The following is a 25,367-nucleotide window of genomic DNA, read 5'->3' as shown; positions in this document are numbered from 1 at the left end:
ATGACGACCGCACCCGGATCCGCGGCGCACGGCGCCCGTCCGTCCTCGATCGCCGAGCTGAGAGCCGTTGCGCAGCCCCCGGAGGTGCGCGGCCGACGCAACGCCGAGCACTGGACCGCCTCGCTGTACCTGCGGAACCTCTCGCCGTACCTGACCTGGTTCCTGCTCAAGACCTCGATCTCGGCCAACGGCGTGACCGGGCTGATGATCCTGACCGGATGGGCGACCGCCGCCTCCTTGCTCATCCCGGGCATCGCCGGCGCCGCGCTCGCCCTCGTGCTCGGCCAGCTGCAGATGCTCGTCGACTGCTGCGACGGCGAGGTGGCGCGCTGGCGCGGCACGTCGTCGCCCGCGGGCATCTTCCTCGACAACGTCGGGCACTACACGACCGAGACGCTCATCGCCATCGTGCTGGGCATCCGCGCCGCCGGGTATCCCTTCGAGGCGACGCAGGACTTCCTGTGGACGAACCTGGGCACGCTGCTCGCCCTGGTGATCGTGCTCAACAAGGCGCTCAACGACATGGTGCGCGTCGCCCGGGCGAACGCGGGACTGCCGAAGCTCGCGGATACGCAGTCCGAGTACGCGCCGACGCACGGGCTGGTCGCGACGCTGCGGCGCGCCGCCCGCTTCCTGCCGTTCCACCGCCTCTACCACTCCGTCGAGCTGACCATCCTGATCTTCGTGTTCTCGATCGTCGGGCTCTTCATCGGCGCGACCCTCGCCGACCGCATCCTGCTCAGCGTGCTCGTCCCGCTGGCGATCCTGGCGGCGATCGGGCACTTCGTGACCATCATGGCGTCGCGGCGGGTCCGTGGCTGACCAGCCGGCGATCGCGGTCGTGGTGCTCACCCAGGGCTCGCGGCCTGCGGAGCTGCGCCGCGGTGTGGAGTCGGTGCTCGCGCAGGAGCGCGTCACCACCGACGTGGTCGTCGTCGGCAACGGCTGGGATCCGGCCACGGCCGAGCCGGCCCTGCCGGATGGCGTTCGCACACTCGCCCTGCCCGAGAACGTCGGCATCCCCGCCGGGCGCAACGCCGGTGTGCCGCTCGTGTCGGGGGAGTGGCTGTTCTTCCTCGATGACGACGCGGACATCCCGTCGCGCACGTTCCTCGCCGACGCCGTCGCCAAGCTGCGAGCCGATCCCAGCATCGGGATGCTGCAGCCGCGTCTCCGCGTGCCGGATGGCGCCCCGGCGCCCCGGCGCTGGATCCCGCGCATCCGCAAGGGCGACCCGGAGCGGTCGAGCAACGTGTTCGCCGTGCTCGAGGCCGTGATCGTGCTGCCGCGCGAGGTCTTCGAGCGGGCCGGCGGCTGGGCGGCGCCGTTCTTCTACGCCCACGAGGGCATCGACCTGGCCTGGAAGGTGTGGGACCAGGGGAAGCGCGTCTGGTATGCGGGCGATCTGGTGGCAGAGCACCCCTCGGTCTCGCCCACCCGCCACTCGTACTACTACCGCCTCAACGCCCGGAACCGGGTGTGGCTCGCGCGGCGCAACCTGCCGATCGTCCTGGTGCCGCTGTACGTCGGGTCGTGGACGGGCATCCAGTTGCTCCGCTGGTTCCGCAAACCGGCCGTGCTGCGGGCGTGGTTCGGAGGGTGGGCCGAGGGCTGGCGCACCGACCCGGGGGAGCGACGTCCACTGCGGTGGCGCACGATCGCGCGGATGACGGCCGCGGGCCGTCCGCCCATCGTCTGAGTCTCGGGCGTGCGGCTCAGCCGGCGGCGCGCCGGCCGTCGTCGTCGCTCTGAGGCATCGACGACGAGTCGTCCTGCCCCTGCGGCGTCTGCGGCTCCTGGCCGCTTCCGGCGTCTCCCGAGGACTTCTTCCGCCGGCGCGGGCGCGCAGCGCGCAGGGTGTCCCCGAGGCGGGCCACGCGGGCACCGGTCGCCGAACTGACCCAGGCCACGCCGGCTCCCGTCGCGGAGCTGACGCGCGCCACGCCGGTGCCTGTGGCCGAACTGACCCGTGCGACGCCGGTGCCCGTCGCGGCGCCGACGCGGACCACCCCGGCTCCCGTCGCCGATCCGAGGCGACGCACTGCTCCCGGGCCTTCGGCAGGCGTCAGGACTTCCGGGATCACGAGCGGCGACGGCCCGAACGCGATCCGGGCGTTCTGCACGACGCGGCGCGCGAGGATATTGTTGCCCGCCCCGCCGATCACGGCACCGATCCCGAAGGGGATGGCTCGGGCGACGATGCTCGCGCCTCCGCGCACGGCGAACTGACGGATGAACGCACTCTTCAGACGGTCCACGAGAGGCCCGACGACCATCGCGGGAAGACTGGAGGTGACCAGCTCGCCCCAGTACGCCGTCCGGGTCACGCCGCCGCCGGAGAACTGGCCCGCGAGCTGCCGGACGAGGTCGGAGCCCTCGCGGCCGAGCATCATGGTGAGGACGAGGGCGCGTGCCCGCTCCGGATCCTCGACGGCGATGCCGTGCAGTTCGCTCATCGACTGGGCGTACAGGGCGGTCGCCTCGAGGAATGCGGCCGTCTCGATGCCCGACAGCGCCAGCGTCACGCCGGTCCCGATCGCCGGGATGACGGCGGTCGCACCGACGGCGGCGCCGCCGCTCGTCACCGCGGCGATGTATCGCCGCTCCAGGATGCGCGCCAACTCCTCCGCGGAGGCATCGGGATGCCGCCTCCGGATGCTGCGCAGGTGGGCCACCACCACCGGCCGCTGAATGCCCAGGAAACGATCCAGGGTCGTGTTCAGGGCTCGAGGCGTGTCGCCACCCTGCGGCGGGCCGCCGGTGACGGAGACGATCGGTTGCTGCTTCTTGGCCATCTCCACAGAGTGTAGGCCGGATCTCGTTCAGCGCGACCGGCGCGCGCGACGTTCCCGTTCGCTCAGGAAGTCGCGAGCGCGAAGCACGCGCACCCCGGCCGGCAGGTGCTCGCCGGTGATGTCCTGGGTGAGCGAGGCGACGTCCGTCCCGAGGACCGCCGCGATCCGGACGATCGTCAGCAGGCTCGGGTTGGCGTCGCCGCGCTCGATCTTCCCGAAGTTGGTGACGTGCATCGAGGCGAGGCTGGCGATCGCCTCCTGACTGAGCCCGAGCTGGATGCGGACACAGCGGATGCGTTCGCCGAGGAGTTGGGCGGCGGGTGCGACTGCGTTCTTCATAGTCCCCCAGTGAAGAACCCCGGCCCGTTCGACTCCAGAGCGCGTGCACCCCGATCCGGGTACCTCACGCGTTGCCCGCCGGAAATGCGCGCGATTCGGGCAATGACCGCGCCCTCTCGAGCCGTGCGCGGCCCGAGAGGGCGCCGGCGTCACAGGCTGATCTGCCAGAGGTACTCGCGGCCGTCCGGCGGGAACCAGCGGACGACCAGCAGGGTGTCGCGAGCCGGGTCGCGGCCGCTCACGCTGGCCCGGACAGCTTCACCAGGGCGCACGGAGGTCGGCCCGCTGACGGTCAGCCGGGAGTCGCCCGCGACGCTCACGGTGACGCCGCGGAGAGTCTCGCGGCCGTCGTTGACGAGCCGGTAATGGGGCGCCGTGCTCCGGTCGACGCGCCACGGAACGGGGTAGGCGAGGCGACGCGGTCGAGGAGCGGGAGAGGGGCTGCGAAGAAACCGGAGACGATTCATGCGATGACGCTAACCATCCCCTCCGACGCTCGATGCCCCGTAATCGGGCACGAACACCACTTCCGGGGACAACTCGCCGAATTCTTTTCTGTGGACGATTTCGCGCGTCCCGAAACCGGCCGCTGACCGGCTCTTCCGTCAGCTGCCGTAGTCGGCGTTGTACAGCTCCAGCACGTCGGCGATGGGGCCGTCCAGCACGAGAGCGCCCTTGTCCAGGTACAGACCCCGCTCGCAGAAGCGACGCAGGTCCTTCTCGTTGTGCGACACGAAGAACAGCGTGCGTCCGCCGGCGAGGAGCTCCTCGATGCGTCGGTAGCACTTCTCGCGGAAGCCGCGGTCGCCGACGGCGAGCACCTCGTCCACCAGCAGCACCGGCTCCTCCAGCTGCGAGATGACGGAGAACGCGATGCGCACCTTCATGCCACTGGACAGGTGCTTATACGGAGTGTCGACGAAGTCGCCGATCTCGGCGAAGTCGATGATCTCGCCGAACCGCTCGTCGATCTGCGCACGCGACATGCCGTGCAGGCCCGCCGTGAGGTACACGTTGTCGCGCACGGTCAGGTCGTCCACGAACCCGCCGGTAATCTCGATCAGCGGCGCCACCCCATCGGTCACCTTCACCGAGCCCTCGTCGGGCAGCATGACGCCCGCGACGAGCTTCAGCAGGGTCGACTTGCCCTGGCCGTTGCGCCCGACGACGCCGATGGCCTCACCGGGCTGCACCCGGAAGCTGACGTTGCGGAGCGCCCAGAAATCGTCCGGGCGCACCCGGCGCTCCTTGGTGGAGAAGAGATCCTTGAACGATCGTCGGGCTCCGCGGTTGCGCCGGAAGCGCACGCCGAGGCCGTCGACGGCGATGACGGGTGCCACTCAGATCTCCTTCAGCACATCGCGCTCGAAACGCCTGAAGACCGCCCAGCCGATCGCCAGCAGCACCAGCGACATGAGAGCGCTGACTCCGACGAGGAACCAGTCCAGCTCTTCGGCGAAGAAGGCCGAGCGGTACAGGCTGAAGATGCCGGTGAGCGGGTTGAACGCCGACCAGAAGTGCAGAGAGAACAGCACGTCCGTCTGCGCCCCGGGATGCGCGGTGAGGTAGGCCGCGCACTGCCGCGCGGGGATCCCGGCGCCGCAGCCGCCCGGGAGGTCGCGGGCGCTGTAGATGATGGGGGAGGCGTAGAAGAGGAAGCGCAGCGCGAGCTTCACTGCACGCTCGAGGTCGCGGTAGAACACGACCAGCGGGGCCACGATCAGCCCGATCCCGACCGTCAGCACGGTCTGGATCAGGATCGCCAGCGGGAAGAGCAGCACATCCACATTGAGCTTCGCGCCCGTCAGGATCGCGAAGAACGCGAGCACCGGCAGCGACAGCAGGAACTCGATGCCCTTCGAGGCGACGATGCGGTTGACCCAGATGGTGCGCGGGATCATCGTCGAGCGGATGAGCTTGGCCTCGCGGATGTACGCACGCGTGCTGTCGGATACCGCGCCGTTGAACCACATCCACGGCAGCAGGGCCGCCAGGAGGAACACGATGTACGGGTTCTCGCCGACGTCGCGCTTGAAGATGACCGTGAAGACGAACCAGTAGATCGCGCTCATCACGAGCGGATCGAGGATCGACCACAGGTAACCGAGAACGCTCGTGGAGTAGCGGACGCGCAGATCGCGCCGCGTCAGCAACCAGAGCGACTGCCGGTAGCGCGCGAAGCGCGAGCGCTGCGCAGGGCGCACCTCAGCCGGGATAGTGGTCACGAGAACCCATCGTATTGATCGAAGCTGCGTGAGGGCTCACGCGGCGACTTCGACTATACGAAAAGATTCGCGCGTTCCAGGTCCTCCTGGAAGTCGACCTCGACGGCGTACAGGTCGGAGATGTCGACCGGCTCGACCAGGATGCGGTCCTGCTCGATCGCGAGCTCGATGCCGCGCTCGAAGTAGTCCTGGTCGCCCACCCGCTGCAGCTGGCGCAACAGCGTCGCCTTGTCGCCCGACGAGATGTAGTTGATCCCGACGGCCTCGCCGAGACCGTTCTTGACGGTCTTGGACAGCTCGTGGATGTAGCCCTCGGGGCCCGTCGTGTACTTGACCTCTTCGTCGGCGACGGAGGAGGTGTTCACGGTGACGAACGTCTGGTCGCGGGCGACCATCGCGGCGGCGCGGACGAGGACGGCCGGGTCGAAGACCACGTCGCCGTTCATCCACAGCACTCCGCCCGTGCCGGACGCCTGCAGGGCGCGCATCAGGCTCTTCGAGGTGTTGGTCTGGTCGTACTGCTCGTTGTAGACGAACTGAGCGTCGGGGAACGCCTCGATGATGTGCTCGAGCTTGTAGCCGACGACGATCGTCACCTGGGCGTCCTTGCCGAAGGCTGCGTGGATGTTGTCGAACTGCTGCTGCATGATGGTGCGGCCGTCGCTGAGCTCGGTGAGCGGCTTGGGGAGGCTCCGTCCGAGTCGGCTTCCCATGCCGGCCGCGAGAATCACTACCTGGGTCGTCACAATCATCTCCTTGGGATCAACGCGAGCCCGAGGTTCACCCAGGATTCATCCGCGCTTATGCGTATCGACACCCCTTTATGCCTCCGCCAGAATACCGGCGACCCCCTCTCGGGGGCAGGGGTTGACGCAGGACGTTGTTGGGTCGTTATGTTCCTCACAGGACATTCCCACGTGGGAGGACCCCCTCGGACACCGCGGCGAGGGGTTCGCATGCAGGAGTGTCTTGGTACGTTAGCGGGGTGAGTTCTGAGCACGCGCGTCCCCGGAGCACCGAGCCCGATGAGAGTCCGGCCCGGGAAGCAGCGGACGCGACGGAAGCCGACTCGCAGAGGGGGGAGACCATGGCGGAGGGCGCCGATCCGAGTGCCACACCGAAGCGCGCTCCGGCGAAGACGGCCGCTGCCGCGGCCGGGACGAGCACGCGTGCGCCGCGCAAGCGCACCACCACCACCGCGGCTGCGGCGAAACCGCGCCAGACACCGCGCGTGAAGACGCCGGCGGTTGAACCGCTGCCGCCGAAGCCGGTGGATGTGCGGCCGACCGTGCTCTCGATCGGCGGGCTGCACAAACGGTACGGCGAGACCGTCGCCGTCGACGGCGTGACCCTCGATATCAAGGAGGGCTCGTTCTACGGCATCGTCGGTCCGAACGGCGCCGGCAAGACCACGACCCTGTCCATCGTCACCGGCCTGCTGCGTCCCGACGCCGGTCGCGTGGTCGTGCACGGCGTCGACGTCTGGGCCGAGCCGGTCCGCGCCAAGCACATCATCGGCGTCCTGCCCGACAAGCTGCGGCTCTTCGACCGCCTGACCGGCGCCCAGTTCCTCCGCTACGCGGGAACCCTCCGTGGTCTGAGCGCCAAGACCGTGCGGGCGCGGACCGCCGACCTGGCCACCGCCTTCGGCATCGAGGACGCCCTGGATCGCCTGGTCGCCGACTACTCAGCCGGCATGACGAAGAAGATCGCGCTCGCCGCCGCGATGATCCACTCGCCGCGCCTGCTGGTGCTCGACGAGCCGTTCGAGTCGGTCGACCCCGTCTCCGCGGCGAACATCATCGACATCCTCCAGCGCTACACGTCGGCAGGAGGGACGGTCGTCGTCTCGAGCCACGGCATGGACATGATCCAGCGCGTCTGCGACAGCGTGGCGATCATCGTCCGCGGACAGGTGCTCGCGTCGGGCACGATCGAAGAGGTCCGCGGCGAGCAGACGCTCGAAGAGCGCTTCGTCGACCTCGCCGGCGGTCGAAAGGCAGCGGAAGGCATGGAGTGGTTGCACAGTTTCTCGGACTGAAGCTGCGCATCATGGGCAACGCCTTCCGGCGGAGCCCGTGGCAGGTCTTCGGACTGGTGATCGGCCTGCTGTACGGCGGGTTCATCACGGTCCTGGTCGTCGGTTCCCTGGTCGCCGCCCGCGTCGTCTCCGACCTCGCCGCCACGCACAGCGTCGTGGTGGTGATCGGGTCGGTCGTGGTCGCCGGGTTCGCCCTGCTCCCGCTGCTGTTCGGTGTGGACGACACGCTCGACCCGAAGGAGTTCGCGCTGTTCGGCATCCCGAACCGCACGCTCGCCACCGGGCTGCTGCTGGCCGGTCTCATCGGGGTCCCGTCGCTGGTGCTCATCATCTGCAGCGCCGCGACCGTCATCACCTGGTCGCAGAACGCGGGAACCGTCCTCGTCGCGCTCCTCTCGGCCGCCGTAGCTGTCCTCACCTGCATCCTGCTGTCCCGCGTGACCACCGCCATCGCCCACTCGATGCTCTCCACCCGCCGGTCGCGCGAGGCGGGCGGGGTCATCGGCATCCTGCTGCTGGTGCTGATCGCGCCGGTGATCCTGCTGCTCGTGACCGTCGACTGGGGCCGCGACGGGCTCGCCACCCTCGGCGGGTTCGCCGGCTGGCTGTCGTGGACGCCGCTGGGTGCGGCCTGGTCCGCTCCCGGCGCCGCGGCCCAGGGCGACTGGGGCACCGCGGTGCTGCAGCTGCTCGTCGCCGTGGTCTGCCTCGGCCTGCTGTGGGTGGGGTGGGTGGCCCTGGTCGCCCGCGTGGTGGCGGCGCCCGAGCGTGAGGCGCGCTCGAAGGCGTACCACGGTCTCGGCTGGTTCGACCGTCTCCCGGGCGGCCCGACGGCGGCCATCGCCGCGCGGTCCATGACCTACTGGGGCCGCGACGCCCGCTACTGGGTGTCCATCGTGCTGGTCCCGGTCATCCCGGTCTTCGTCGTGGTGGCCCTCGCCCTGGCAGGACTGCCGTCCCACTTCATCGCTCTGGTCCCGCTGCCGCTGGTATGCCTGTTCCTGGGTTGGAGCATCCACAACGACCTCGCCTACGACAGCACGGCCATCTGGCTCCACGTCGTCTCCGGGACACGCGGCCTCGCGGACCGCGCGGGCCGGATGTTCCCGGCCGTGGTGGTCGGGATCCCGGTGCTGATCGTCGGCTCGATCGCGACGACCATCGTCTTCGGGGACTGGGCGGTGCTGCCCTCGGTGGCCGCTCTGAGCGGAGCGATCCTGGTGATCGGGCTCGGCCTGTCCAGCATCTCGTCCGTCCTGTTCCCGTATCCGGCGACCAAGCCGGGCGACAGCGCGTTCACGCAGCCGCAGACCTCCGGCGCGTCGGCCGCGCTGGTCCAGTCGCTCAGCTTCTTCGCCATCCTCATCCTTGCCTCGCCGGTGCTGGTGTTCCTGGTGCTCGGACTGACCGTGAACGCGTTCTGGCTGGCCATCGCGCCGGTCGTCGCCGTGCTGGTCGGCTTCGGGACGCTGTTCTTCGGGCTCTGGCTCGGAGGCCGGCTGTTCGACCGCCGCGGACCCGAGCTGATGGCGTTCGCCAACCGCAACGACTGAACGGCTGCCTCGTCGCGCGGAGCGCTTAGACTGAGGGGATGAACGAAGCGAGCATCTCCGAGCCCGGTGGCCAGCCCTCCGGCGGCGGTGCGACCACGCTCGACCGCGAGCTCGAGGAGCTCCTGCAGAACCAGGAGCCGGGGGATCACGAGCGCTTCTCGCACTACGTGAAGAAGGAGCAGATCCTCGAGTCCGCCATGACCGGCAAGCCGGTCAAGGCGCTGTGCGGCAAGATGTGGACGCCCAACCGCGACCCCGAGAAGTTCCCGGTGTGCCCGACCTGCCGTGAGATCTACGAGGGCCTCACCGCCGAGTAGACCGGCGCCTACTCGAAGAGGGTGGGCAGCACGGGGTCCCCGCGACCCAGGCGGAACGCCTCGTCGGGCAGCTCGTCCATCGCCATCGCGCAGTGATCGCGGGCGCGGCGCGTCCCCTCGATCCCGAGGTGCTCGGTGTGCACCTCGCCGTCCGTGATCAGCGGGACCAGCAGGTCGCGCCCGGTGTCGTCGGGGGTGTCGCCCTTCTCGACGATGTGGACCACCTCGGCCACCGCCGTCCCCGTCGGGTCCAGCCTCCGGACGGGGTGCTTGCGTCCGCCGATGCTGGCCTTCCCGTCGGACTTCTTGGCCACCGGGATCCACTCGCCGTCGCTCCCGGTGCTCCGGTGCGCCACCAGCTTGTAGACCATCCCCGAGGCGGGGCTGCCGGAGCCGGTCACAACGGAGGTGCCGACGCCGTACGAGTCGACGGGCGAGGCGGAGAGCGCGGCGATGGTGAACTCGTCGAGGTCGTTGGTGACGGTGATCCGCGTCTTCGTGGCGCCGAGCGAGTCGAGCTGCTCGCGCACCTGCTTCACGAGCTTGGGGAGGTCTCCCGAGTCCAGGCGCACCGCGCCGAGCTCGGGACCGGCGACCTTCACCGCCGTCTCGATGGCCTTCTGGACGTCGAAGGTGTCCACCAGCAACGTCGTGCCCGGGCCGAGCGCATCCACCTGGGCCCGGAAGGCGGCCTCCTCGCTGTCGTGCAGCAGCGTGAACGCGTGCGCGGCCGTCCCCATCGTCGGGACGCCCCAGGTGCGGCCGGCCTCGAGGTTGGAGGTCGCGGAGAAGCCGGCGATGAAGGCGGCGCGCGCGGCGGCGACCGCCGAGCGCTCGTTCGCCCGGCGCGATCCCATCTCGGCCAGCGGGCGCCCGACCGCCGCCGCGACCATGCGGGCCGCCGCGGATGCGACGGCCGAGTCGTAGTTGAAGACGCTGAGGAGCAGGGTCTCGAGGATAACGCCCTCCGCGAAGGGCGCATCCACGATGAAGAACGGGGACCCGGGGAAGAAGAGCTCGCCCTCCCGGTAGCCGCGGATGGTCCCCGAGAAGCGGTAGTCGGCGAGCCAGTCGACGGTCTCGTCGCGCACGATGTGGTTGTCGCGGAGGAACTGGAGCTCCGCATCCCCGAACCGGAACTGCTCGATCAGTTCGAGCAGACGGCCCGTCCCGGCGAGCACCCCGTAGCGACGCCCGGCGGGGAGGCGGCGGGTGAACGCTTCGAAGACGCACTCCCGGTCGTGCGTCCCGGCGAGGAGCGCGGCGTCGAGCATCGTCAGCTCGTAGCGGTCGGTCAGGAAAGCGGAAGACGCTGCTCGCTCTGTCACGACGCCAGCCTACTCACGCGCGTTCGCGCACGGCGGCCGCGCTCGGGCTCGCGCGCATCCCGGACGGGTAGGCTGGAGTGCTGTGACGGATGCGCCGATTGGGATCTTCGACTCGGGGGTGGGCGGGCTCACCGTCGCGCGGGCGATCCGCGACCAGCTGCCCAACGAGTCGCTCCTCTACGTGGGCGACACCGCGCACTCGCCGTACGGCCCGAAGTCCATCGCCGACGTCCGGCGGTACTCGCTCGAAGTGCTCGACTTCCTCGTCGACCAGGGCGTCAAGATGCTGGTCATCGCCTGCAACACCGCGTCGTCCGCCATGCTCCGGGATGCGCGCGAGCGCTACGACGTCCCCGTGATCGAGGTCATCCAGCCCGCTGTGCGGCGAGCCGTCGCAGCGACGCGCACCGGCCGGGTGGGCGTGATCGGCACCGTCGGCACCATCGCATCGCGAGCGTACGAGGACGCGTTCGCCGCCGCCCCGACCCTCCAGCTCTTCACGCAGGCCTGCCCCCGGTTCGTCGAGTTCGTCGAGGCCGGCATCACCAGCGGGGAGGAGGTGCTGCGCGTCACCGCCGAGTACCTGCAGCCGCTCCGCGAGGCGGACGTCGACACCCTGGTGCTCGGCTGCACGCACTATCCGTTCCTCAAGGGCGCCATCTCCTACGTCATGGGGGAGAGCGTCTCGCTCGTCTCCAGCGACACAGAGACCGCGAAGGACGTGTATCGCACCCTGGTCGGCCAGGGTCTCGAGCGGCGCTCCTCCCTGCCGCCGACCATCCGCTACGAGGCGACCGGCTCGGACGCCGACAACTTCCTGCGCCTGGCCCACCGCTTCATCGGCCCCGAGGTCTCGCGGGTCGATCTGGTGCACACCGGCGTCATCGAACTCCCGCTCTGACCGTTCCCATCCCACCCACCGAGGAGATCCCCGTGACCGACATCACCCGCGCCGACGGGCGCACCCCGGACCAGCTGCGACCGGTCACCATCGAGCGCGGCTGGAGCCGGCAGGCGGAGGGCTCCGCGCTGATCTCCTTCGGCAACACGCGTGTGCTGTGCACCGCATCCTTCACCAACGGCGTTCCCCGCTGGATGTCCGGCAAGGGACGCGGCTGGGTCACGGCCGAGTACGCGATGCTCCCGCGCTCCACCAACGAGCGGATGGACCGGGAGTCGGTCAAGGGACGCGTCGGCGGCCGCACGCACGAGATCAGCCGGCTCGTCGGACGGAGCCTCCGCGCCGTCGTCGACATGAAGGCCCTCGGCGAGAACACGATCGTGCTCGACTGCGACGTCCTGCAGGCCGACGGCGGGACGCGGACCGCGGCCATCACCGGAGCCTACGTGGCCCTCGCCGAGGCACTGGAGTGGGGCCGGGAGCACCGCTTCATCGGCCAGAAGGCCACGCCGCTCATCGACTCGGTGTCGGCGATCTCCGTCGGCATCATCGACGGCACGCCGATGCTCGACCTGGCCTACGTCGAGGATGTGCGGGCCGAGACCGACATGAACGTGGTCGTCACCGGCCGCGGGCTCTTCGTCGAGGTGCAGGGCACGGCCGAGGGCGCCCCCTTCGACCGGAACGAGCTGAACTCGCTGCTCGACCTGGCCCTCGCGGGCACGACCGATCTGGCGCGCATCCAGGCGGACACCCTCGCGCCCGCGGTCGACGCGGAGGTCTGAGCGTGGTCCGCGTCGTGCTGGCCACGCACAACGCGCACAAGGCGCGCGAGTTCCAGGAGATCCTCGGCCGCGAGGTCCCGGGGCTGGAGATCGTCGCGTACGACGGACCGGAACCCGTCGAGGACGGCGTGAGCTTCGAGGAGAACGCCCTGATCAAGGCGCGTGCCGCTGTCGAGCACACCGGGCTGCCGGCGCTCGCCGACGACTCCGGCATCTGCGTGGATGTCATGGGCGGGGCCCCCGGGATCTTCTCCGCCCGCTGGGCGGGCTTGCACGGCGACGCTGAGGCGAACCTGCGCCTGCTGCTCGATCAGTTGGCCGACATCCCGGACGCCGACCGCGGCGCCCACTTCGCCGCCACGCTGGCGCTGCTGGTGCCGGGCGGCGAGCCGACGGTCGTCCAGGGTGTCTGGCCGGGCCGGATCGCGCACGAGCCGCGCGGGGAGAACGGCCATGGCTACGACCCGATCTTCCTTCCCGACGGCCGCGAGGGCACCGCGGCGGAGCTGGCGCCGGAGGCGAAGAACGCCGAGAGCCACCGCGCGCGTGCGCTTGCGGCCATCGTTCCGGCGCTCCGCGCGCTGGCGTGACGGCCGGCTCTGAGAACGGCACTCATTCCCAACTAGCCGCCGCCCCTGGCGGTCGCCGGAAGTTCTATCTACCGTAGAAGCGAGATGAGTCACGACCACGGCCACGGCGCCAACCGCACCCGCCTGACGATCGCCATCGGCATCGTCGCGGCGGTGCTCGTCGTCGAGCTGATCGGCGCTTGGCTGAGCGGTTCGCTCGCGCTGCTGGCCGACGCGGGCCACATGGTGAGCGATCTCGCGGGACTCATCATCGCGCTCATGGCGACCATCGTGGCGGCCCGTCCGGCCACCGACCGGCAGACGTTCGGCTTCCAGCGGGTGGAGGTGTTCGGCGCCCTCATCAACGGGCTCATCCTGGTCGCCGTCTCCGTCACTGTGACGATCGGTGCCATCGGCCGACTGGTCGGCGGCGAGACCGAGGTGCACAGCATCCCGATGCTGATCGTCGCCGTCATCGGCCTGATCGCGAACCTGGGCGCGCTACTGCTTCTCCGCCCCGCCGCGGGACATTCGATCAACATGCGGGGGGCGTACCTCGAGGTGCTCGGCGACCTCATCGGGTCGGCGCTCGTCATCGTGGCCGCCGTCGTCATCCTGACCACCGGCTTCGCCCCAGCCGACGCCATCGCCTCGCTGCTGATCGCCGTGCTCATCGTGCCGCGCGCCGTGTCCCTTCTGCGCGACGTGGTGCGCGTGCTGAGCGAAGCGGCGCCGGCGGACACCGACGTCGCGGAGATCCGGGACCACATCCTCGGCACGACGGGAGTCGTGGCCGTCCACGACGTGCATGTCTGGGCGATCACCTCCGGGGCGCCGGTGTTCAGCGCTCATGTGGTCTGTGACCCGTCCGTGTTCCGGACCGGACGCACCGGCGCGCTGCTCGACGAGCTCTCCGGCTGCCTGTCGAAGCACTTCGACGTGGAGCACTCCACTTTCCAGCTGGAGCCGGCGGAGCACGCCGCCCACGAGGACGAGTTCCACCGCTGAGCGGCGGCGCGCGCTGCGCGCGGCTGTGCCCGTAACGTAGGAGATCCCGCCCGCATCGTCGGAGATCTGCGCCCTGCGGCGCCGGAACTCCGTCCGGGCCGCGGTGCGTCGGAGAATTGCGGGGCGTCCTCCGACGGTACGGAAAGCGGGGCTCAGGCCTCCGGGCGGGAGGGCTCCGGGCGGGAGGGCTCCGGCTCGATGGTGGGCGGAGCCGCGGCGTCGCCCGCGGTGCCCTCGACGGCAGCCTTGCGCTTGGCCTTGCGGGACGACTGGAAGTAGTGGAACAGCGTCGGCACCAGGGTGATCAGCACCGCGCCGATCAGGATGATGTCGATGTAGCTGGAGACGAAGTTCGCGACCGGCGGGATGTAGCCGATCAGGTAACCGAAGTAGGTGACGCCGGCGCCCCAGAGCAGTGCGCCGAGGGCGTTGTAGAGCGAGTACTTGCGGTAGCTCATGTGGCCGACGCCCGCGGCGACCGGCGCGAACGTCCGGACGATCGGCACGAAGCGGGCGACGATGATCGCGAGGGCGCCGAAGCGCTCGAAGAACGCGTTGGTGCGCCGCACGTTCTCCATCGAGAAGAGGCCGGACTCCTTGCGTTCGAAGATCCGTGGACCGGCCTTGTGGCCGATCAGATAGCCCACCTCGCCGCCGATGAAGGCCGCGAACGCGATCGCGAGCGCCACCCACCAGATGTCGAGCCCGAAGACGTGCGAGGTATGGGTGAGCAGCCCCGAGATGATCAGGAGCGTGTCGCCCGGGAAGAGGAAGCCGATCAGCAGGCCGGTCTCGGCGAACACGATTCCGCACACGACCAGCAGCGCCCACGGGCCCGCGGAGTCGATGATCGTGTGAGGGTCGAGCCACGGGATGAGGCCGGCGTGATGGATCACGGTTCTCCAGGAGGGATCGGTGGGAAAGCTGTGCCCGAGTTTAGCGGCGGCTGATGACGGGAAGCTGCACGAAGCGTGCGAATTAGGACGCCACCGGCGAAGATCATCCCTGAGGTCTACCTCGAGGTGCGGGAGAAGGGACTCGAACCCTCACGCTGTGAAGCACAGGAACCTAAATCCTGCGTGTCTGCCAATTTCACCACTCCCGCGGCGCGCTGTGCGCGGCTACGACATTAGCTCATGCACGCGCGGCGCCACCTCGGTGCCGTAGAGCTCGATGGACCGCATCAGGTCGTCGTGGGGGAGCGTCCCGTTGCTCATCTTGATGTCGAAACGGGAGGCGCCGAGCCCCTTCGCCGCGTACGCGATCTTCTGCGCGACCGTCTCCGGCGACCCGACGACGAGGGCTCCGTCCGCTCCGGCCTCGTGCTCGAAGCGTGCGCGGGACGCCGGCGGCCAGCCGCGCTCGCGGCCGATGCGGTTGGTCATGACCTCGTAATGCGGCCACAGGATGTCCTTGGCCTCCTGGTCCGTCTCGGCGATGAAACCGGGGGAGTGCACGCCGATCGGGAGGGTCGTGTCCTGTCCGAACTGCTCCAGAGCCTTGCGGTACAGCTCCGCCAGCGGCTGGAAGCGCATCGGACCGCCGCCGATGATGGCGAGGACGAGAGGGAAACCGTAGTGCGCAGCGCGCACCACCGACTCCGGGCTCCCGCCGACGCCGACCCAGGTCTTCAGCCGGCCGTTCTCGACGTGCGGGTAGACCGACTGATCGGTGAGGGAGGGACGCAGTTCGCCCGTCCACGTGACAGGCTCCTGCTTGCGCAGCTCTGCGAACAGGTTCAGCTTCTCCTCGAACAGCTCCTCGTACTTCGCGAGGTCGTAGCCGAACAGCGGGAACGACTCGATGAAGGAGCCGCGCCCCAGGATGACCTCCGCCCGGCCGCCCGAGATGCCGTCGAGCGTCGCGAAGCGCTGGAACACCCGGACCGGGTCGTCCGAGCTCAGCACGGTCACGGCCGACCCGAGGTGGATGCGCTCGGTCTGCCCCGCGATCGCCGCCAGGACGACTTCGGGGGCGGAGACGGCGAAGTCCTCGCGGTGGTGCTCGCCCACTCCGAAGAAGTCGAGGCCGACGCGGTCGGCCTGCACTCCCTCGGCGACGACGTTGCGCAGCACCTGCGCCTGCGGCAGCGGCGCGCCGTCCGCATCCCGGGTCACGTCGCCGAACGTGTCGATCCCCAGCTGAAGCTTTCCGGTCATCTCATCCTCGTCTCATGCGTTTGCATGGATACAACCGCTTTCGATGACGAGGGTATTCCGCGATCAGGCCGGGCGGGGCCTCCGGGGCACGTAGCGCGGGATGTAGCGGGCGAGCATGGCGGCGCCCGCCAGCCCCAGCACGCCCATCACGCCGCTCGCGAAGGAGATCGACACGAGCGCCGTGAGCAGGGAGACGAAGAGGGGAGCGGCGGCCTGCCCGGCATCGGCGGAGAACCGCCAGGCCCCCAGGAACGGGGCCGGCCGGTCCTTCGGCGCGAGGTCTGCGCCCAGGGTCATGACGATGCCCGAGCCGATCCCGTTGGCGACGGAGAGGAACAGCGAGACGCCGATGTACCAGGCGACGCGCGAGCTCAGGTCGTGCGAGAAGGCCAGCAGGATGAAGCCCAGTCCGAGCCCGATCATGGAGGGGATGGCGCTCCACATGCGCCCGAACCGGTCCATGATCTGCCCGCTGGCGTAGAAGAGCGCGAAGTCGACGGCGCCTGCGATGCCGATGATGAGGGCGGTGTTGGACTCGCTCAGGCCGATGGACACGGCCCACAGCGGCATGAGCACCGTGCGGGCGGAGCGGATCGCCGCCACCAGCGAGACGCCGGCGCCCATCCGCATGAGCACCTCGCGGAACGACCAGATCGTGCGGAACAGGCCGTGCGTCCGCTCTTCCGCATCCTCCTCTCCCTCGGTCACCTGTGCGCCGGATTCGTCGGCCACCCGCGTGGACGGACCGAACATCTTCTCCGGATCCGGCAGCGCCAGCAGCACGATCACGGAGCCCAGGCAGCTGACGATGAAGATCCAGAAGACGGACTGCGTCGACCCGGTGGCCGCGATCACGGCCGACGCGATGAGCGGGCCGACGAACCACCCGGCCCGGAAGATGCCGCCGAGCGTCGAGAGCGCCCGTGCCCGGTACCTGGCCGGGACGTAGGAGGTCATGAAGGCGTGCCGCGCCAGTGCGAACACGGCCGTCGCGATCCCGACGAGGAAGATCCCGCCCATCAGCACCCAGTAGTTCGGCGCGAGCAGGCAGATCACGACGCCGCCGATCGCGACGACGGCCGCGCCGAGCATCGAGGTGCGCTCCCCGACCCGCGACACCACCCAGCCGCTGGGGATGTCGCCCACCAGTTCGCCGAGCATCACCATCGACGCGATGAATCCGGCCATCGCGAGCCCGGCGCCGAGGTTGCCCGCCGCGACCGGGATGATCGGGATGATCGCCCCTTCGCCGATCGAGAAGAGGAGTGTCGGGAGGAACGCAGCGAGGGCGACGGAGCGGAAGCTGAAGGGGCGCTCGTCGGAAGTCATTTGCTTAACACCGTACAACTTCCGATTGGCGGACTTTGAGGCGCTCAACAACACCCCCGCGTCGGAATCCGGAGAATCTGTTACGATTTAGGTAACATAGATGAGTGGAGTTGAAGTACGCCTCGCGCGATCTCGAGCGCATTTGCACCGACGAGCGTCGGATGTATCGGGTGTTGAGCGCTCCGGTCGCAAAGGCGTTGAAGCTGAGAATCGCGGAGATCCGTCGTGTTCGCGAGTATGAAGATCTTCTCTTGGGGACCGGTCGTTGGGAACAGCTTCGCGGTGATCGCGCCGGACAATGGTCTGCGCGGCTCACGGCCAACTGGCGACTGATCATCGCTGAGACAGAGAGCGACGAGGTAGTCGCGCTCCTGATCGAAATTGTCGACTATCACTGACTTCGTGGAGGGAGGAAAAGATGGCTGCCATACCGAATTACGTCGTTACCACTGGTGATTTCATCGCTGAATGGATGGAAGACACCGGAGTCAACGCGGCGGAACTTGCGCGCCGCCTGGGGACCACCCCCAAGCACGTGAGTGAGGTTCTTGCAGGAAAAGCACCAGTATCCGCTCAGCTGGCGTTGTCGCTTGAGCGCGTCACGAGCGTTCCTGCTCGCATCTGGAACATGTACGAGGCAGGCTACCGCGAAGATCTCGCGCGCATGCAGTCAGTCGCGGATCTCGAATCCCAGTACGAGGAGGCGAAGCGGTTCCCTCTCGCGTATCTCCGAAAGTTCGGATTCATCAAGGCGGAGGCGCGCGATCGTGCTGGCACGGTCCGCGAGGTGCTCGGTTTGCTTGGGGTCGCTTCCTTTGATGCCTGGAAGGCGACGTGGTCACACGGCAGCGTCGCATACCGCAGATCGGCTGTCGGCCGCGACGATGTCGCGGCGCTGGCGGTGTGGCTCACGATCGCTGAGCGTCAGGCCACAGCGGACCCTCCGCCTCCCTTCAACCGGACGGAGCTGGAGAAGCTGGTGCCCGAGCTGCGGAATCGAACGGTTGACGATCCGCTCACGGCAATCGAGCGCGCGATTGCAGGACTTCGGGAGGCCGGGGTCGTTCTCTGCTTCGTGCCAGGGGTCCCCGGGCTTGGCATACACGGAGCCACCCGGTGGATCAATGGAAACCCCCTGATCCAGTTGTCCCTCCTATGGAAAAGTGACGATCAGTTGTGGTTCACCTTGTTCCACGAAATCGGCCACGTGCTCTTGCACGGTGATAAGCGCCTGTACGTGAACGGGGAACACAACGAGGCGGAACTCGAGGCTGACCGGTATGCGTCTGATTTGCTGATCCCGCCAGAGTTCATCTCTAGACTTCCCCTCAACCGCAACATAGCGTCTGTGCAAGAGCTCGCCTCTGAGCTTGGCATCGCTCCCAGCATCGTGCTGGGTCGCGCTCAACGCGAAACCAGAGATTATGGCTGGGGACACTCGCTCAAGCGGAAGTTCGAATTCGTCGCTGACTAACCGTCCGTATAGACCGAAAGTGGTCCATATAGGCTGGATGCCGACATGATCGAACTCGACCTCGCCTCCCAGATCGCCGACCTGCGCTCCACCTTCGCCGACATCACGGCGGTGGTGAACGTCGACAAGCTTCGCGCGGACATCGCCGACCTCAGCGAGAAGGCCGGTGCGCCCGACCTCTGGGACGACACCGCCAACGCGCAGAAGGTGACCAGCGCGCTGAGCCACCGCCAGTCCGAGCTGGCGCGCATCACCGCCATCGAGCGGCGCCTCGACGACCTTGAAGTGCTCGTCGAGCTGGCCAACGAGGCGGAGGACGAGGAGTCCGCCGCCGAGGCCCGCACCGAGCTGCAGTCCCTGCAGACCGCGCTCGGCGACCTCGAGGTGCAGACCCTGCTGAGCGGTGAGTACGACGAGCGCGCGGCGATCGTCACCATCCGCTCCGGCGCCGGCGGCGACGACGCCACCGACTTCGCCGAGATGCTGATGCGCATGTACCTGCGCTGGGCCGAGCAGCACAAGTACCCGGCGAAGGTCATGGACACGTCCTACGCCGAGGGCGCGGGCATCAAGTCCGCGACGTTCGAGATCGACGCGCCGTACGCGTTCGGCACGCTGTCGGTCGAGGCAGGAACGCACCGCCTGGCGCGCATCAGCCCGTTCGGTTCTGCGGACAAGCGCCAGACGTCCTTCGCCGCGGTCGAGGTCATCCCGCTCATGGAGGAGGCGACCGAGGTCGACATCCCCGAGGGCGACATCCGCGTCGACGTCTTCCGCTCCTCCGGCCCCGGCGGTCAGTCGGTCAACACGACCGACTCCGCCGTCCGCATCACCCACCTTCCGACCGGCATCGTCGTCTCGATGCAGAACGAGAAGTCGCAGATCCAGAACCGCGCCACCGCGATGCGCGTGCTGCAGACGCGACTGCTCCTCCTGCAGAAAGAGGAGGAGGCCGCGAAGAAGAAGGAGCTCGCCGGCACCATCACGGCGAGCTGGGGCGACCAGATGCGCTCCTACTTCCTCTACGGCCAGCAGCTGGTCAAGGATCTCCGGACCGGCTACGAGTCCGGCAACCCGAGCGCCGTGTTCGACGGCGACCTCGACGGCTTCATCGCCGCGGGCATCCGCTGGCGGGCGGGCAGCAAGAGCGAGGCTCAGGCGTAACAGCGCCCGCACTCACGAGGCGTCCGGCTCGCTGTCAGGCTTGACGCGAAAGCGCATGTCGCTACTGCGGAACTCCGCATGACTGCTTAGTCTCAAGGGGTCATGATCCGGTTCGAACACGTATCCAAGCAGTATCCGGGCACAGCGCGCCCGGCTCTGAACGGCATCAACCTCGAAGTGCTGCGCGGCGAGTTCGTCTTCCTCGTCGGCGCGTCGGGGTCGGGGAAGTCCAGTTGCCTGCGCCTGATCCTCAAAGAGGAGAAGCCGTCGAAGGGGAAGATCCACGTGCTGGGTCAGGACCTCGGCACGATCTCCTCCCGCAAGGTGCCCTACTTCCGCCGCAACATCGGTGTCGTCTTCCAGGACTTCCGGCTGCTGCCCAACAAGACGGTGTTCCAGAACGTCGCGTTCACCCTCCAGGTGATCGGGAAGTCGCGCGGCTTCATTCAGGAGGCCGTCCCGGATGTGCTCAAGATGGTCGGTCTGGACGGCAAGGCGCAGCGCCTGCCGCACGAGCTCTCGGGTGGTGAGCAGCAGCGCGTCGCGATCGCACGCGCCGTGGTGAACAAGCCCCAGGTGCTCCTCGCCGACGAGCCGACCGGAAACCTCGACCCCGCGACGAGCGCCGGCATCATGGCGGTGCTCGAGCGGATCAACGCCGGCGGAACCACCGTGCTGATGGCCACCCACGAAGCGGCGATCGTCGATCAGATGAAGCGCCGCGTGATCGAGCTGGTCGGCGGACAGATCGTCCGCGACGAACGCCACGGCGGCTACGGCTTCACCGCCGCGGTGCCGATCGCGCAGCCGCTCGAGCGGGATGAGCCCGTGTCGGTCGCCACCCCGGCGTACGCGACCGTCGCCGCTCCTGCGGCCTCGGCTCCGCAGGCCCCGGCCGCCGTTCCCGCGCCGATGCCTTCGGCCGCCCCGGCTCCCGCGCCCGCGTCGTACGAGCAGCAGCCCGCGCAGGAAGCGCCGATGTCCCGTCCGCACGCTCCGACGTCGACGCCGACCGCACCCGTCGCTGTGCCGCGCCAGGCGCCTCCCGCTCCGGTGCAGTTCGCGACAGCGCCCGTGCCGCCCGCACCCGCGTCGGAAGAGCTGCCGGACCACCTCAACTTCACCGCGAACCTCGACCTGAGCGGACTCCGCGAGGGGTCCGACCGGGACGGCGACCAGAATGTGGGGCCGACGAAATGAGATTCGGACTCATCTGGTCGGAGGTCGGCAACGGCCTCCGCCGCAACCTGTCGATGGTCGTCTCGGTCATCCTCGTCACGTTCATCTCGCTGACCTTCGTCGGTACGGCCGTGCTGCTGCAGATGCAGATCGGCCAGATGAAGACCTACTGGTACGACCGTGCGCAGGTCGCCGTCTACATGTGCACGACGACCGACAACTGCCCGAGCGGCGCGGCCACGGCGCAATCGATCGAGGCGGTCAAGAAGCAGCTCGAGTCGCCGGAGCTGGCCCCGTACATCCAGAAGTTCTACTTCCAGGATCAGAAGCAGGGCTACGAGCAGTTCAAAGAGCAGTTCAAGGGCAACCAGATCGCCGACTTCGTCACGCCGGACATGATCCCGCAGACGTACTGGGTGAACCTCAAGGACCCGAACCAGTCCGCGGTGCTCACCGAGACGCTGTCCGGGTCGGCCGGCGTGCAGAGCGTGGTCGACCAGCGCAGCTACCTGGATCAGATCTTCAGCATCCTGAACTCGGCCAGTTACACCGCGATCGGGATCGCCGCGCTGATGCTGGTCGCCGCGGTGCTGCTGATCGCGACCACGATCCGGCTCTCGGCCTTCTCGCGAAGGCGGGAGATCGGGATCATGCGGCTGGTCGGCGCATCCAACCGGTTCATCCAGACCCCGTTCATCATCGAGGGCGTGATCGCGGCGCTGATCGGTTCGATCCTCGCTTCGGTGGTCATCGCCCTCGGAGTGCAGTTCTTCGTGCGCGGCTACCTGAGCCAACGCATCCAGTCGATCAACTTCGTCGGGATGGAGCAGGCCTGGCTGGTCATCCCCATCCTGATCGTGATCGGGATCGTGCTGGCCGCGGCCTCGGCGAACTTCGCGATCCGGCGCTACCTGCGGGTCTGATCGGCCGAGTGGACTCTCAGACCGGCTAGACTGGTCTGCTGCCCGGCAACGAGCCGGGCGGCATCCCCTCGTCGACGTCAGGAGCTCGCAGTGCCGAAGGAACGTGGCCAGAAAGTCGTGGCCACCAATCGCCGCGCGCGCCACGACTACACGATCGAGGACACCTTCGAGGCGGGCCTGGTGCTCACCGGTACCGAGGTGAAGTCGCTGCGGATGGGTCGCGCGTCGCTGGTCGACGGCTACGCGTTCGTCGACGGCGGCGAGGCGTGGCTGGATGCCGTGCACATCCCCGAGTACGCCGACGGCACCTGGAACAATCACGCTCCGCGACGCAAGCGCAAGCTGCTGCTGCACAAGGCGCAGATCCTCAAGATCGAGAACAAGGTCAAGCAGGGCGGCTACACGATCATCCCGCTGTCGATCTACTTCAACGACGGTCGCGCGAAGGTCGAGATCGCGGTGGCCAAGGGCAAGCGCGAGTACGACAAGCGCCAGGCGCTGCGCGAGCGGCAGGACCAGCGCGAGGCGCAGCGCGCCATGTCCACCCGCGGTCACCTGGGGGAGTGACAGACTGGGTCCATGGACTCGACCGCTCAGCGCATCCCGATCGCAGGCACCTACAACTTCCGGGATGTGGGCGGGTATCGGGTCGATGGAGGGGTCACCCGCTCGGGCAAGCTGTACCGCGCTGACGCGCTCGGCCGCCTCGGCAACGCCGGCCGCGAGGGGCTGCGCGAGCTCGGCATCCGGATCGTGATCGACCTGCGCGACGACTTCGAAGTGGATGCGCTCCCTGACGACCTCGAGGGGCTCGACATCGAGGTGCTGCGGTTGCCGGTCTTCGAGGGGTCGGGGGCGTCGGCCTCCACGGTCGGGGCGACGATCGTCCACCTGTACGACAAGATCGTCTTCCAGCACACGGACGTGATCGTCCGGGCGCTCCGCGAGATCGCCGACACCGGCGATGAGCCCGTCGTCGTGCACTGCACCGCGGGCAAGGACCGCACCGGCATCGTGGTGGCGCTCGCGCTGCTGGCCGTCGGCGTGGACCGCGAGACGGTCGTCTCGGACTACGCGCTCACCGAGGCGAACCTCGACGGGCCCTGGCTCGAGGGGATGCTCGAACTGGTCCGCGGCTACGGGGTCGAGGTCACGCCCGACCTCCGGGTGATTCTCGGCGGCAGTCCGCGCGAGGCGCTCGAGACGACGATCGACCGAATCGAGGAACGCGCCGGCAGCGTTCGCGAATACCTGCTCGGCGCGGGACTGGATGAGCTGGAACTGGCGAAGCTGCGTTCGGTGCTGGTCGATCCGTCCTGACCTCAGCGCGACGGGTCCGGATTCTCATTAGACCCATAACCGCTTCCCAGCCCGGTGATGGCCCGGGCCTGCTTTCATGTGAGCATGAGCAACACCCAGCCGACTGAGCCCTTGCCGCCGCACCAGAACCAGCCGCCGTACACGTCGCCTGCCGTCGTGCCGGCGGAGCCGTTCTACAAGCGCCACGGTCTCGCGTTCGCGATCTCGACCCTGGTGCTGTCGTGCGTGATCCTTCTCGGCCTCTTCACCGCCGGCGCCTTCGCGGTCGCCAACGTGGTCACGCACGTGGGGGAGCGGGCGATCTCCCGGGCCGTTCCGCAGGGTCCGGGGCAGCATTACCCCGGGGTTCCCGGTATGCCGGGGATGCCCGGCGACGGCCAGGGCAACGGGGGCAAGGGCAACGGGGGAGGCGATGGCGGCAAGCAGGGCGGCCAGGCGCAAGGCCGGGTGCTGCTGCGCGGCACGATCGCTTCCATGTCGGGGAGCACGTGGAGCATCGACCGCCAGAAGGGCGCGGCCGTCACGGTCACCGTCGACGCTTCGACGGTCTTCGGTGCGCCGGGTCAGCAGGCTTCGAAGTCGGACTTCGCGAAGGGTGACGAAGTGATCATCGTCGGCACGCGGTCCGATGGGAAGCTCGTGGCGTCGCGTGTGCTCAAGCTCGACGCGTTCCCGACCCGTCCGCCGTCGACACCTGGGACGCCGTCGACTCCCGGCTCCTGATCGAGGGTCCGGCGTCAGTTCGCGGAGAACCGCGCGTGCACCTGGACCGCGATGGTCAGTTGCTCCGGCTTGAGGGCGAGCGTCGCGCCGCCGGAGTCCGCCGACATCGCGCGTGCGAACAGCGGCTGCGGCGGCTGCCCGGGGGCGGAACCGTCGCCGAGCATCCCCGGGTCGCTGAGCGCGAGCGGCTTGACGTTGGTCAAGCCGAGACTCGTCGCGTACACGGTCGCCTTCGCGACGGCGTTCTCGACCGCACGGCGTCGCGCCTCCTGCGTCAGGGTCTGGCGGCGGGCCTCCGTGAGCGACCAGGTCACCCCGTCGATCGTGACGCCGTCGAGCAGCGAGACCACGCCCACCCAGTCCGAGAGGGCGGCGAGATCGCTGAACAGCGCATCGATCCCCACCTCGGCGTTGTGCACCACATCCAGTCGTCGCCCGTCGTTGCTCCAGGGGCGCTCGCCCCACACCCGCAACTGATCGGAGGACCACTGCGTCACCGGCCCGCTCTGCGGGTTGTGCAGTTCGCGCAGCTCGCTCGACAGAGAGAGCTGCCGCTGCGTGGTGAGCGCGAGGACCTCATCCCGAGACGGTCCCTCGTAGGAGACGCGCAGTCGAACCGCGCCACGCTCGGCCGGGTGGCGGAGCTCGTACTCGCCCTGGACGGTGATGATCGTGTCGGCCATGCCCCGATCGTGGCATAAACGACGGCGGCCGGGTGTTGTACGATGAGTAACTCGCCACTCGTGGCGGGATCCGTAACTGGAAAATTCAACAGCGCGCAACAGCGACCCGGCCTCACGGCCGTTCACGGGGATGATCGGTTTCGACATTGTCTGCGTGACTGTGAGAAGCGGGTCGAGGACGCATGGTTATCTCGTTAACGATCCATGCAAAAAAATAAGTGCCAATAACAAGCGCACTGTCTCGGCTCAGGCCGACTTCGCCCTCGCGGCGTAAGTCCAACTCAGCCATTTGAGAGACCGTCAGTCCGGGAATCGTTCCCTACCCGGATCCTGGCGTCAGCTAGGGGACTTGCTTCTGCGTTGAGCATCAGGGCGCAGAGGGACTCCAACTGATACTGGGCCCGCCGGAGCAGATGCCAGTGACAAGCTCCGGGGCCGAGAAAGCGACTCCACTGGATACGCCCGTAGAAGGCACATGACCACAGCAGTGGACGGGGGTTCGATTCCCCCCATCTCCACCACTCGGTCGCTGTTGCGCGTTCGTTGAGTTCC

The 25,367-nt window shown here is 68.5% G+C and carries 28 protein-coding genes, 1 tRNA gene and 1 other RNA gene; 18 read left to right on the top strand and 12 right to left on the bottom strand.

What is annotated here, in order from left to right; translation table 11 throughout:
- Both QRN40_RS00150 and QRN40_RS00145 read left to right on the top strand, forming a co-directional pair.
- Entirely contained in the window at positions 1–822 is an 822-nt protein-coding gene (locus tag QRN40_RS00150) for a CDP-alcohol phosphatidyltransferase family protein (RefSeq protein ID WP_285113333.1), read from the top strand.
- A complete protein-coding gene (locus QRN40_RS00145) occupies positions 815–1,699 on the top strand; it encodes a glycosyltransferase family 2 protein (RefSeq protein ID WP_285113330.1) in 885 nt (294 codons plus the stop codon). Before QRN40_RS00150 ends, QRN40_RS00145 begins: the two co-directional genes overlap by 8 nt.
- A gap of 16 nt (positions 1,700–1,715) precedes the next feature.
- On the opposite strand, the gene QRN40_RS00140 is transcribed toward QRN40_RS00145, so the two are convergent.
- The 6 genes from QRN40_RS00140 to QRN40_RS00115 all read right to left on the bottom strand — a co-directional run bounded on the left by QRN40_RS00140 (position 1,716) and on the right by QRN40_RS00115 (position 6,105).
- Positions 1,716–2,795 (bottom strand): hypothetical protein, encoded by a 1,080-nt coding sequence (locus QRN40_RS00140; protein WP_285113329.1) that lies wholly within the window; start codon positions 2,793–2,795, stop codon positions 1,716–1,718.
- A 27-nt stretch (positions 2,796–2,822) separates the two neighbouring features.
- Positions 2,823–3,134, bottom strand: coding sequence for a helix-turn-helix domain-containing protein (locus QRN40_RS00135; protein ID WP_285113328.1), 312 nt, complete (start codon positions 3,132–3,134; stop codon positions 2,823–2,825).
- 149 nt (positions 3,135–3,283) lie between these two features.
- Positions 3,284–3,601 carry a hypothetical protein gene (locus QRN40_RS00130; RefSeq protein ID WP_285113326.1) on the bottom strand — a complete coding sequence of 106 codons (318 nt, stop codon included), beginning with the start codon at positions 3,599–3,601 and terminating at the stop codon, positions 3,284–3,286.
- 138 nt (positions 3,602–3,739) lie between these two features.
- Complete coding sequence (locus QRN40_RS00125) at positions 3,740–4,474, bottom strand: ABC transporter ATP-binding protein (RefSeq protein ID WP_285113325.1); 735 nt, start codon at positions 4,472–4,474, stop codon at positions 3,740–3,742.
- Complete coding sequence (locus QRN40_RS00120) at positions 4,475–5,338, bottom strand: ABC transporter permease (protein ID WP_285117411.1); 864 nt, start codon at positions 5,336–5,338, stop codon at positions 4,475–4,477. It abuts the gene before it with no gap.
- A gap of 74 nt (positions 5,339–5,412) precedes the next feature.
- Positions 5,413–6,105, bottom strand: coding sequence for a phosphocholine cytidylyltransferase family protein (locus QRN40_RS00115; RefSeq protein ID WP_285113323.1), 693 nt, complete (start codon positions 6,103–6,105; stop codon positions 5,413–5,415).
- 341 nt (positions 6,106–6,446) lie between these two features.
- Between QRN40_RS00115 and QRN40_RS00110 the strand changes: the two genes are divergently transcribed.
- The 3 genes from QRN40_RS00110 to QRN40_RS00100 are packed head-to-tail and all read left to right on the top strand — an operon-like array spanning position 6,447 to position 9,270.
- On the top strand, positions 6,447–7,400 hold the full coding sequence (locus tag QRN40_RS00110; protein ID WP_285113321.1) for an ABC transporter ATP-binding protein: 954 nt from the start codon (positions 6,447–6,449) through the stop codon (positions 7,398–7,400).
- Complete coding sequence (locus QRN40_RS00105) at positions 7,376–8,953, top strand: hypothetical protein (RefSeq protein ID WP_285113320.1); 1,578 nt, start codon at positions 7,376–7,378, stop codon at positions 8,951–8,953. Before QRN40_RS00110 ends, QRN40_RS00105 begins: the two co-directional genes overlap by 25 nt.
- Before the next feature lie 38 nt (positions 8,954–8,991).
- On the top strand, positions 8,992–9,270 hold the full coding sequence (locus tag QRN40_RS00100) for a DUF3039 domain-containing protein (protein ID WP_285113319.1): 279 nt from the start codon (positions 8,992–8,994) through the stop codon (positions 9,268–9,270).
- Positions 9,271–9,278: 8 nt separating this feature from the next.
- Here the strand turns inward: QRN40_RS00100 and QRN40_RS00095 are convergent, their stop codons facing one another.
- Positions 9,279–10,598: a nicotinate phosphoribosyltransferase gene (locus tag QRN40_RS00095; RefSeq protein ID WP_285113317.1), complete on the bottom strand. Its 1,320-nt coding sequence runs from the start codon at positions 10,596–10,598 to the stop codon at positions 9,279–9,281.
- An 82-nt stretch (positions 10,599–10,680) separates the two neighbouring features.
- On the opposite strand from QRN40_RS00095, the gene murI reads away from it, so the two are divergent.
- The 4 genes from murI to QRN40_RS00075 all read left to right on the top strand — a co-directional run bounded on the left by murI (position 10,681) and on the right by QRN40_RS00075 (position 13,861).
- Entirely contained in the window at positions 10,681–11,499 is an 819-nt protein-coding gene (gene murI / locus QRN40_RS00090) for a glutamate racemase (protein ID WP_285113316.1), read from the top strand.
- Between the two features lie 32 nt (positions 11,500–11,531).
- Positions 11,532–12,284 carry a ribonuclease PH gene (gene rph / locus QRN40_RS00085; RefSeq protein ID WP_285113315.1) on the top strand — a complete coding sequence of 251 codons (753 nt, stop codon included), beginning with the start codon at positions 11,532–11,534 and terminating at the stop codon, positions 12,282–12,284.
- 2 nt (positions 12,285–12,286) lie between these two features.
- Positions 12,287–12,874: an RdgB/HAM1 family non-canonical purine NTP pyrophosphatase gene (rdgB, locus tag QRN40_RS00080; RefSeq protein ID WP_285113314.1), complete on the top strand. Its 588-nt coding sequence runs from the start codon at positions 12,287–12,289 to the stop codon at positions 12,872–12,874.
- 84 nt (positions 12,875–12,958) lie between these two features.
- On the top strand, positions 12,959–13,861 hold the full coding sequence (locus tag QRN40_RS00075) for a cation diffusion facilitator family transporter (RefSeq protein WP_285113312.1): 903 nt from the start codon (positions 12,959–12,961) through the stop codon (positions 13,859–13,861).
- Positions 13,862–14,013: 152 nt separating this feature from the next.
- Here QRN40_RS00075 and QRN40_RS00070 read toward each other — a convergent pair whose 3' ends face one another.
- The 4 genes from QRN40_RS00070 to QRN40_RS00055 form a co-directional block, all read right to left on the bottom strand.
- Positions 14,014–14,757: a DedA family protein gene (locus QRN40_RS00070; protein WP_285113310.1), complete on the bottom strand. Its 744-nt coding sequence runs from the start codon at positions 14,755–14,757 to the stop codon at positions 14,014–14,016.
- 127 nt (positions 14,758–14,884) lie between these two features.
- Positions 14,885–14,966, bottom strand: a tRNA-Leu gene (locus QRN40_RS00065).
- A 16-nt stretch (positions 14,967–14,982) separates the two neighbouring features.
- Positions 14,983–16,020 carry an LLM class flavin-dependent oxidoreductase gene (locus QRN40_RS00060; protein ID WP_285113309.1) on the bottom strand — a complete coding sequence of 346 codons (1,038 nt, stop codon included), beginning with the start codon at positions 16,018–16,020 and terminating at the stop codon, positions 14,983–14,985.
- 63 nt (positions 16,021–16,083) lie between these two features.
- A complete protein-coding gene (locus QRN40_RS00055; RefSeq protein WP_285113308.1) occupies positions 16,084–17,349 on the bottom strand; it encodes an MFS transporter in 1,266 nt (421 codons plus the stop codon).
- Between the two features lie 104 nt (positions 17,350–17,453).
- Here QRN40_RS00055 and QRN40_RS00050 point away from each other — a divergent pair, with 104 nt between their 5' ends.
- From QRN40_RS00050 to QRN40_RS00015, 8 genes are all read left to right on the top strand, one after another.
- Positions 17,454–17,747 (top strand): type II toxin-antitoxin system RelE/ParE family toxin, encoded by a 294-nt coding sequence (locus tag QRN40_RS00050; protein ID WP_285113306.1) that lies wholly within the window; start codon positions 17,454–17,456, stop codon positions 17,745–17,747.
- A gap of 20 nt (positions 17,748–17,767) precedes the next feature.
- Positions 17,768–18,823, top strand: coding sequence for an ImmA/IrrE family metallo-endopeptidase (locus QRN40_RS00045; RefSeq protein ID WP_285113305.1), 1,056 nt, complete (start codon positions 17,768–17,770; stop codon positions 18,821–18,823).
- A gap of 45 nt (positions 18,824–18,868) precedes the next feature.
- A complete protein-coding gene (prfB, locus tag QRN40_RS00040) occupies positions 18,869–19,987 on the top strand; it encodes a peptide chain release factor 2 (RefSeq protein WP_285113304.1) in 1,119 nt (372 codons plus the stop codon).
- Positions 19,988–20,089: 102 nt separating this feature from the next.
- The gene (gene ftsE, locus QRN40_RS00035) at positions 20,090–21,187 is read left to right on the top strand and encodes a cell division ATP-binding protein FtsE (RefSeq protein WP_285113303.1); all 1,098 of its coding nucleotides are present in this window, start codon (positions 20,090–20,092) and stop codon (positions 21,185–21,187) included.
- Complete coding sequence (gene ftsX / locus QRN40_RS00030) at positions 21,184–22,089, top strand: permease-like cell division protein FtsX (protein ID WP_285113301.1); 906 nt, start codon at positions 21,184–21,186, stop codon at positions 22,087–22,089. Before ftsE ends, ftsX begins: the two co-directional genes overlap by 4 nt.
- 90 nt (positions 22,090–22,179) lie before the next feature.
- Complete coding sequence (smpB, locus tag QRN40_RS00025; RefSeq protein ID WP_285113298.1) at positions 22,180–22,656, top strand: SsrA-binding protein SmpB; 477 nt, start codon at positions 22,180–22,182, stop codon at positions 22,654–22,656.
- A gap of 12 nt (positions 22,657–22,668) precedes the next feature.
- Positions 22,669–23,409 (top strand): tyrosine-protein phosphatase, encoded by a 741-nt coding sequence (locus QRN40_RS00020; protein ID WP_285113297.1) that lies wholly within the window; start codon positions 22,669–22,671, stop codon positions 23,407–23,409.
- An 84-nt stretch (positions 23,410–23,493) separates the two neighbouring features.
- Positions 23,494–24,132, top strand: a complete 639-nt coding sequence (locus QRN40_RS00015) for a DUF5666 domain-containing protein (RefSeq protein ID WP_285113295.1) — start codon at positions 23,494–23,496, stop codon at positions 24,130–24,132.
- 14 nt (positions 24,133–24,146) lie between these two features.
- On the opposite strand, the gene QRN40_RS00010 is transcribed toward QRN40_RS00015, so the two are convergent.
- Positions 24,147–24,815 (bottom strand): SIMPL domain-containing protein, encoded by a 669-nt coding sequence (locus QRN40_RS00010; protein WP_285113294.1) that lies wholly within the window; start codon positions 24,813–24,815, stop codon positions 24,147–24,149.
- Positions 24,816–24,941: 126 nt separating this feature from the next.
- On the opposite strand from QRN40_RS00010, the gene ssrA reads away from it, so the two are divergent.
- Positions 24,942–25,336: a transfer-messenger RNA gene (gene ssrA / locus QRN40_RS00005) on the top strand.
- Positions 25,337–25,367: the final 31 nt, after the last annotated feature.

Origin of the sequence: Leifsonia sp. fls2-241-R2A-40a (assembly GCF_030209575.1) — a bacterium.
Lineage (GTDB): Bacteria > Actinomycetota > Actinomycetes > Actinomycetales > Microbacteriaceae > Leifsonia.
The sequence above is the reverse complement of the archived record's forward strand: the minus strand, read 5'-3'. Positions and strand labels throughout refer to the sequence as shown.

What these genes read in the sequence shown, in the direction of transcription:
- QRN40_RS00100 (WP_285113319.1), top strand. Translation starts at nt 8,992, where the DNA reads ATGAACGAAGCGAGCATCTCCGAGCCCGGTGGCCAGCCCTCCGGCGGC.
- QRN40_RS00020 (WP_285113297.1), top strand. Translation starts at nt 22,669, where the DNA reads ATGGACTCGACCGCTCAGCGCATCCCGATCGCAGGCACCTACAACTTC.
- QRN40_RS00075 (WP_285113312.1), top strand. Translation starts at nt 12,959, where the DNA reads ATGAGTCACGACCACGGCCACGGCGCCAACCGCACCCGCCTGACGATC.
- ftsX (WP_285113301.1), top strand. Translation starts at nt 21,184, where the DNA reads ATGAGATTCGGACTCATCTGGTCGGAGGTCGGCAACGGCCTCCGCCGC.
- QRN40_RS00015 (WP_285113295.1), top strand. Translation starts at nt 23,494, where the DNA reads ATGAGCAACACCCAGCCGACTGAGCCCTTGCCGCCGCACCAGAACCAG.
- QRN40_RS00140 (WP_285113329.1), bottom strand. Translation starts at nt 2,795, where the DNA reads ATGGCCAAGAAGCAGCAACCGATCGTCTCCGTCACCGGCGGCCCGCCG.
- ftsE (WP_285113303.1), top strand. Translation starts at nt 20,090, where the DNA reads ATGATCCGGTTCGAACACGTATCCAAGCAGTATCCGGGCACAGCGCGC.
- QRN40_RS00010 (WP_285113294.1), bottom strand. Translation starts at nt 24,815, where the DNA reads ATGGCCGACACGATCATCACCGTCCAGGGCGAGTACGAGCTCCGCCAC.
- QRN40_RS00130 (WP_285113326.1), bottom strand. Translation starts at nt 3,601, where the DNA reads ATGAATCGTCTCCGGTTTCTTCGCAGCCCCTCTCCCGCTCCTCGACCG.
- QRN40_RS00055 (WP_285113308.1), bottom strand. Translation starts at nt 17,349, where the DNA reads ATGACTTCCGACGAGCGCCCCTTCAGCTTCCGCTCCGTCGCCCTCGCT.
- QRN40_RS00045 (WP_285113305.1), top strand. Translation starts at nt 17,768, where the DNA reads ATGGCTGCCATACCGAATTACGTCGTTACCACTGGTGATTTCATCGCT.
- QRN40_RS00150 (WP_285113333.1), top strand. Translation starts at nt 1, where the DNA reads ATGACGACCGCACCCGGATCCGCGGCGCACGGCGCCCGTCCGTCCTCG.
- QRN40_RS00060 (WP_285113309.1), bottom strand. Translation starts at nt 16,020, where the DNA reads ATGACCGGAAAGCTTCAGCTGGGGATCGACACGTTCGGCGACGTGACC.
- QRN40_RS00135 (WP_285113328.1), bottom strand. Translation starts at nt 3,134, where the DNA reads ATGAAGAACGCAGTCGCACCCGCCGCCCAACTCCTCGGCGAACGCATC.
- prfB (WP_285113304.1), top strand. Translation starts at nt 18,869, where the DNA reads ATGATCGAACTCGACCTCGCCTCCCAGATCGCCGACCTGCGCTCCACC.
- QRN40_RS00110 (WP_285113321.1), top strand. Translation starts at nt 6,447, where the DNA reads ATGGCGGAGGGCGCCGATCCGAGTGCCACACCGAAGCGCGCTCCGGCG.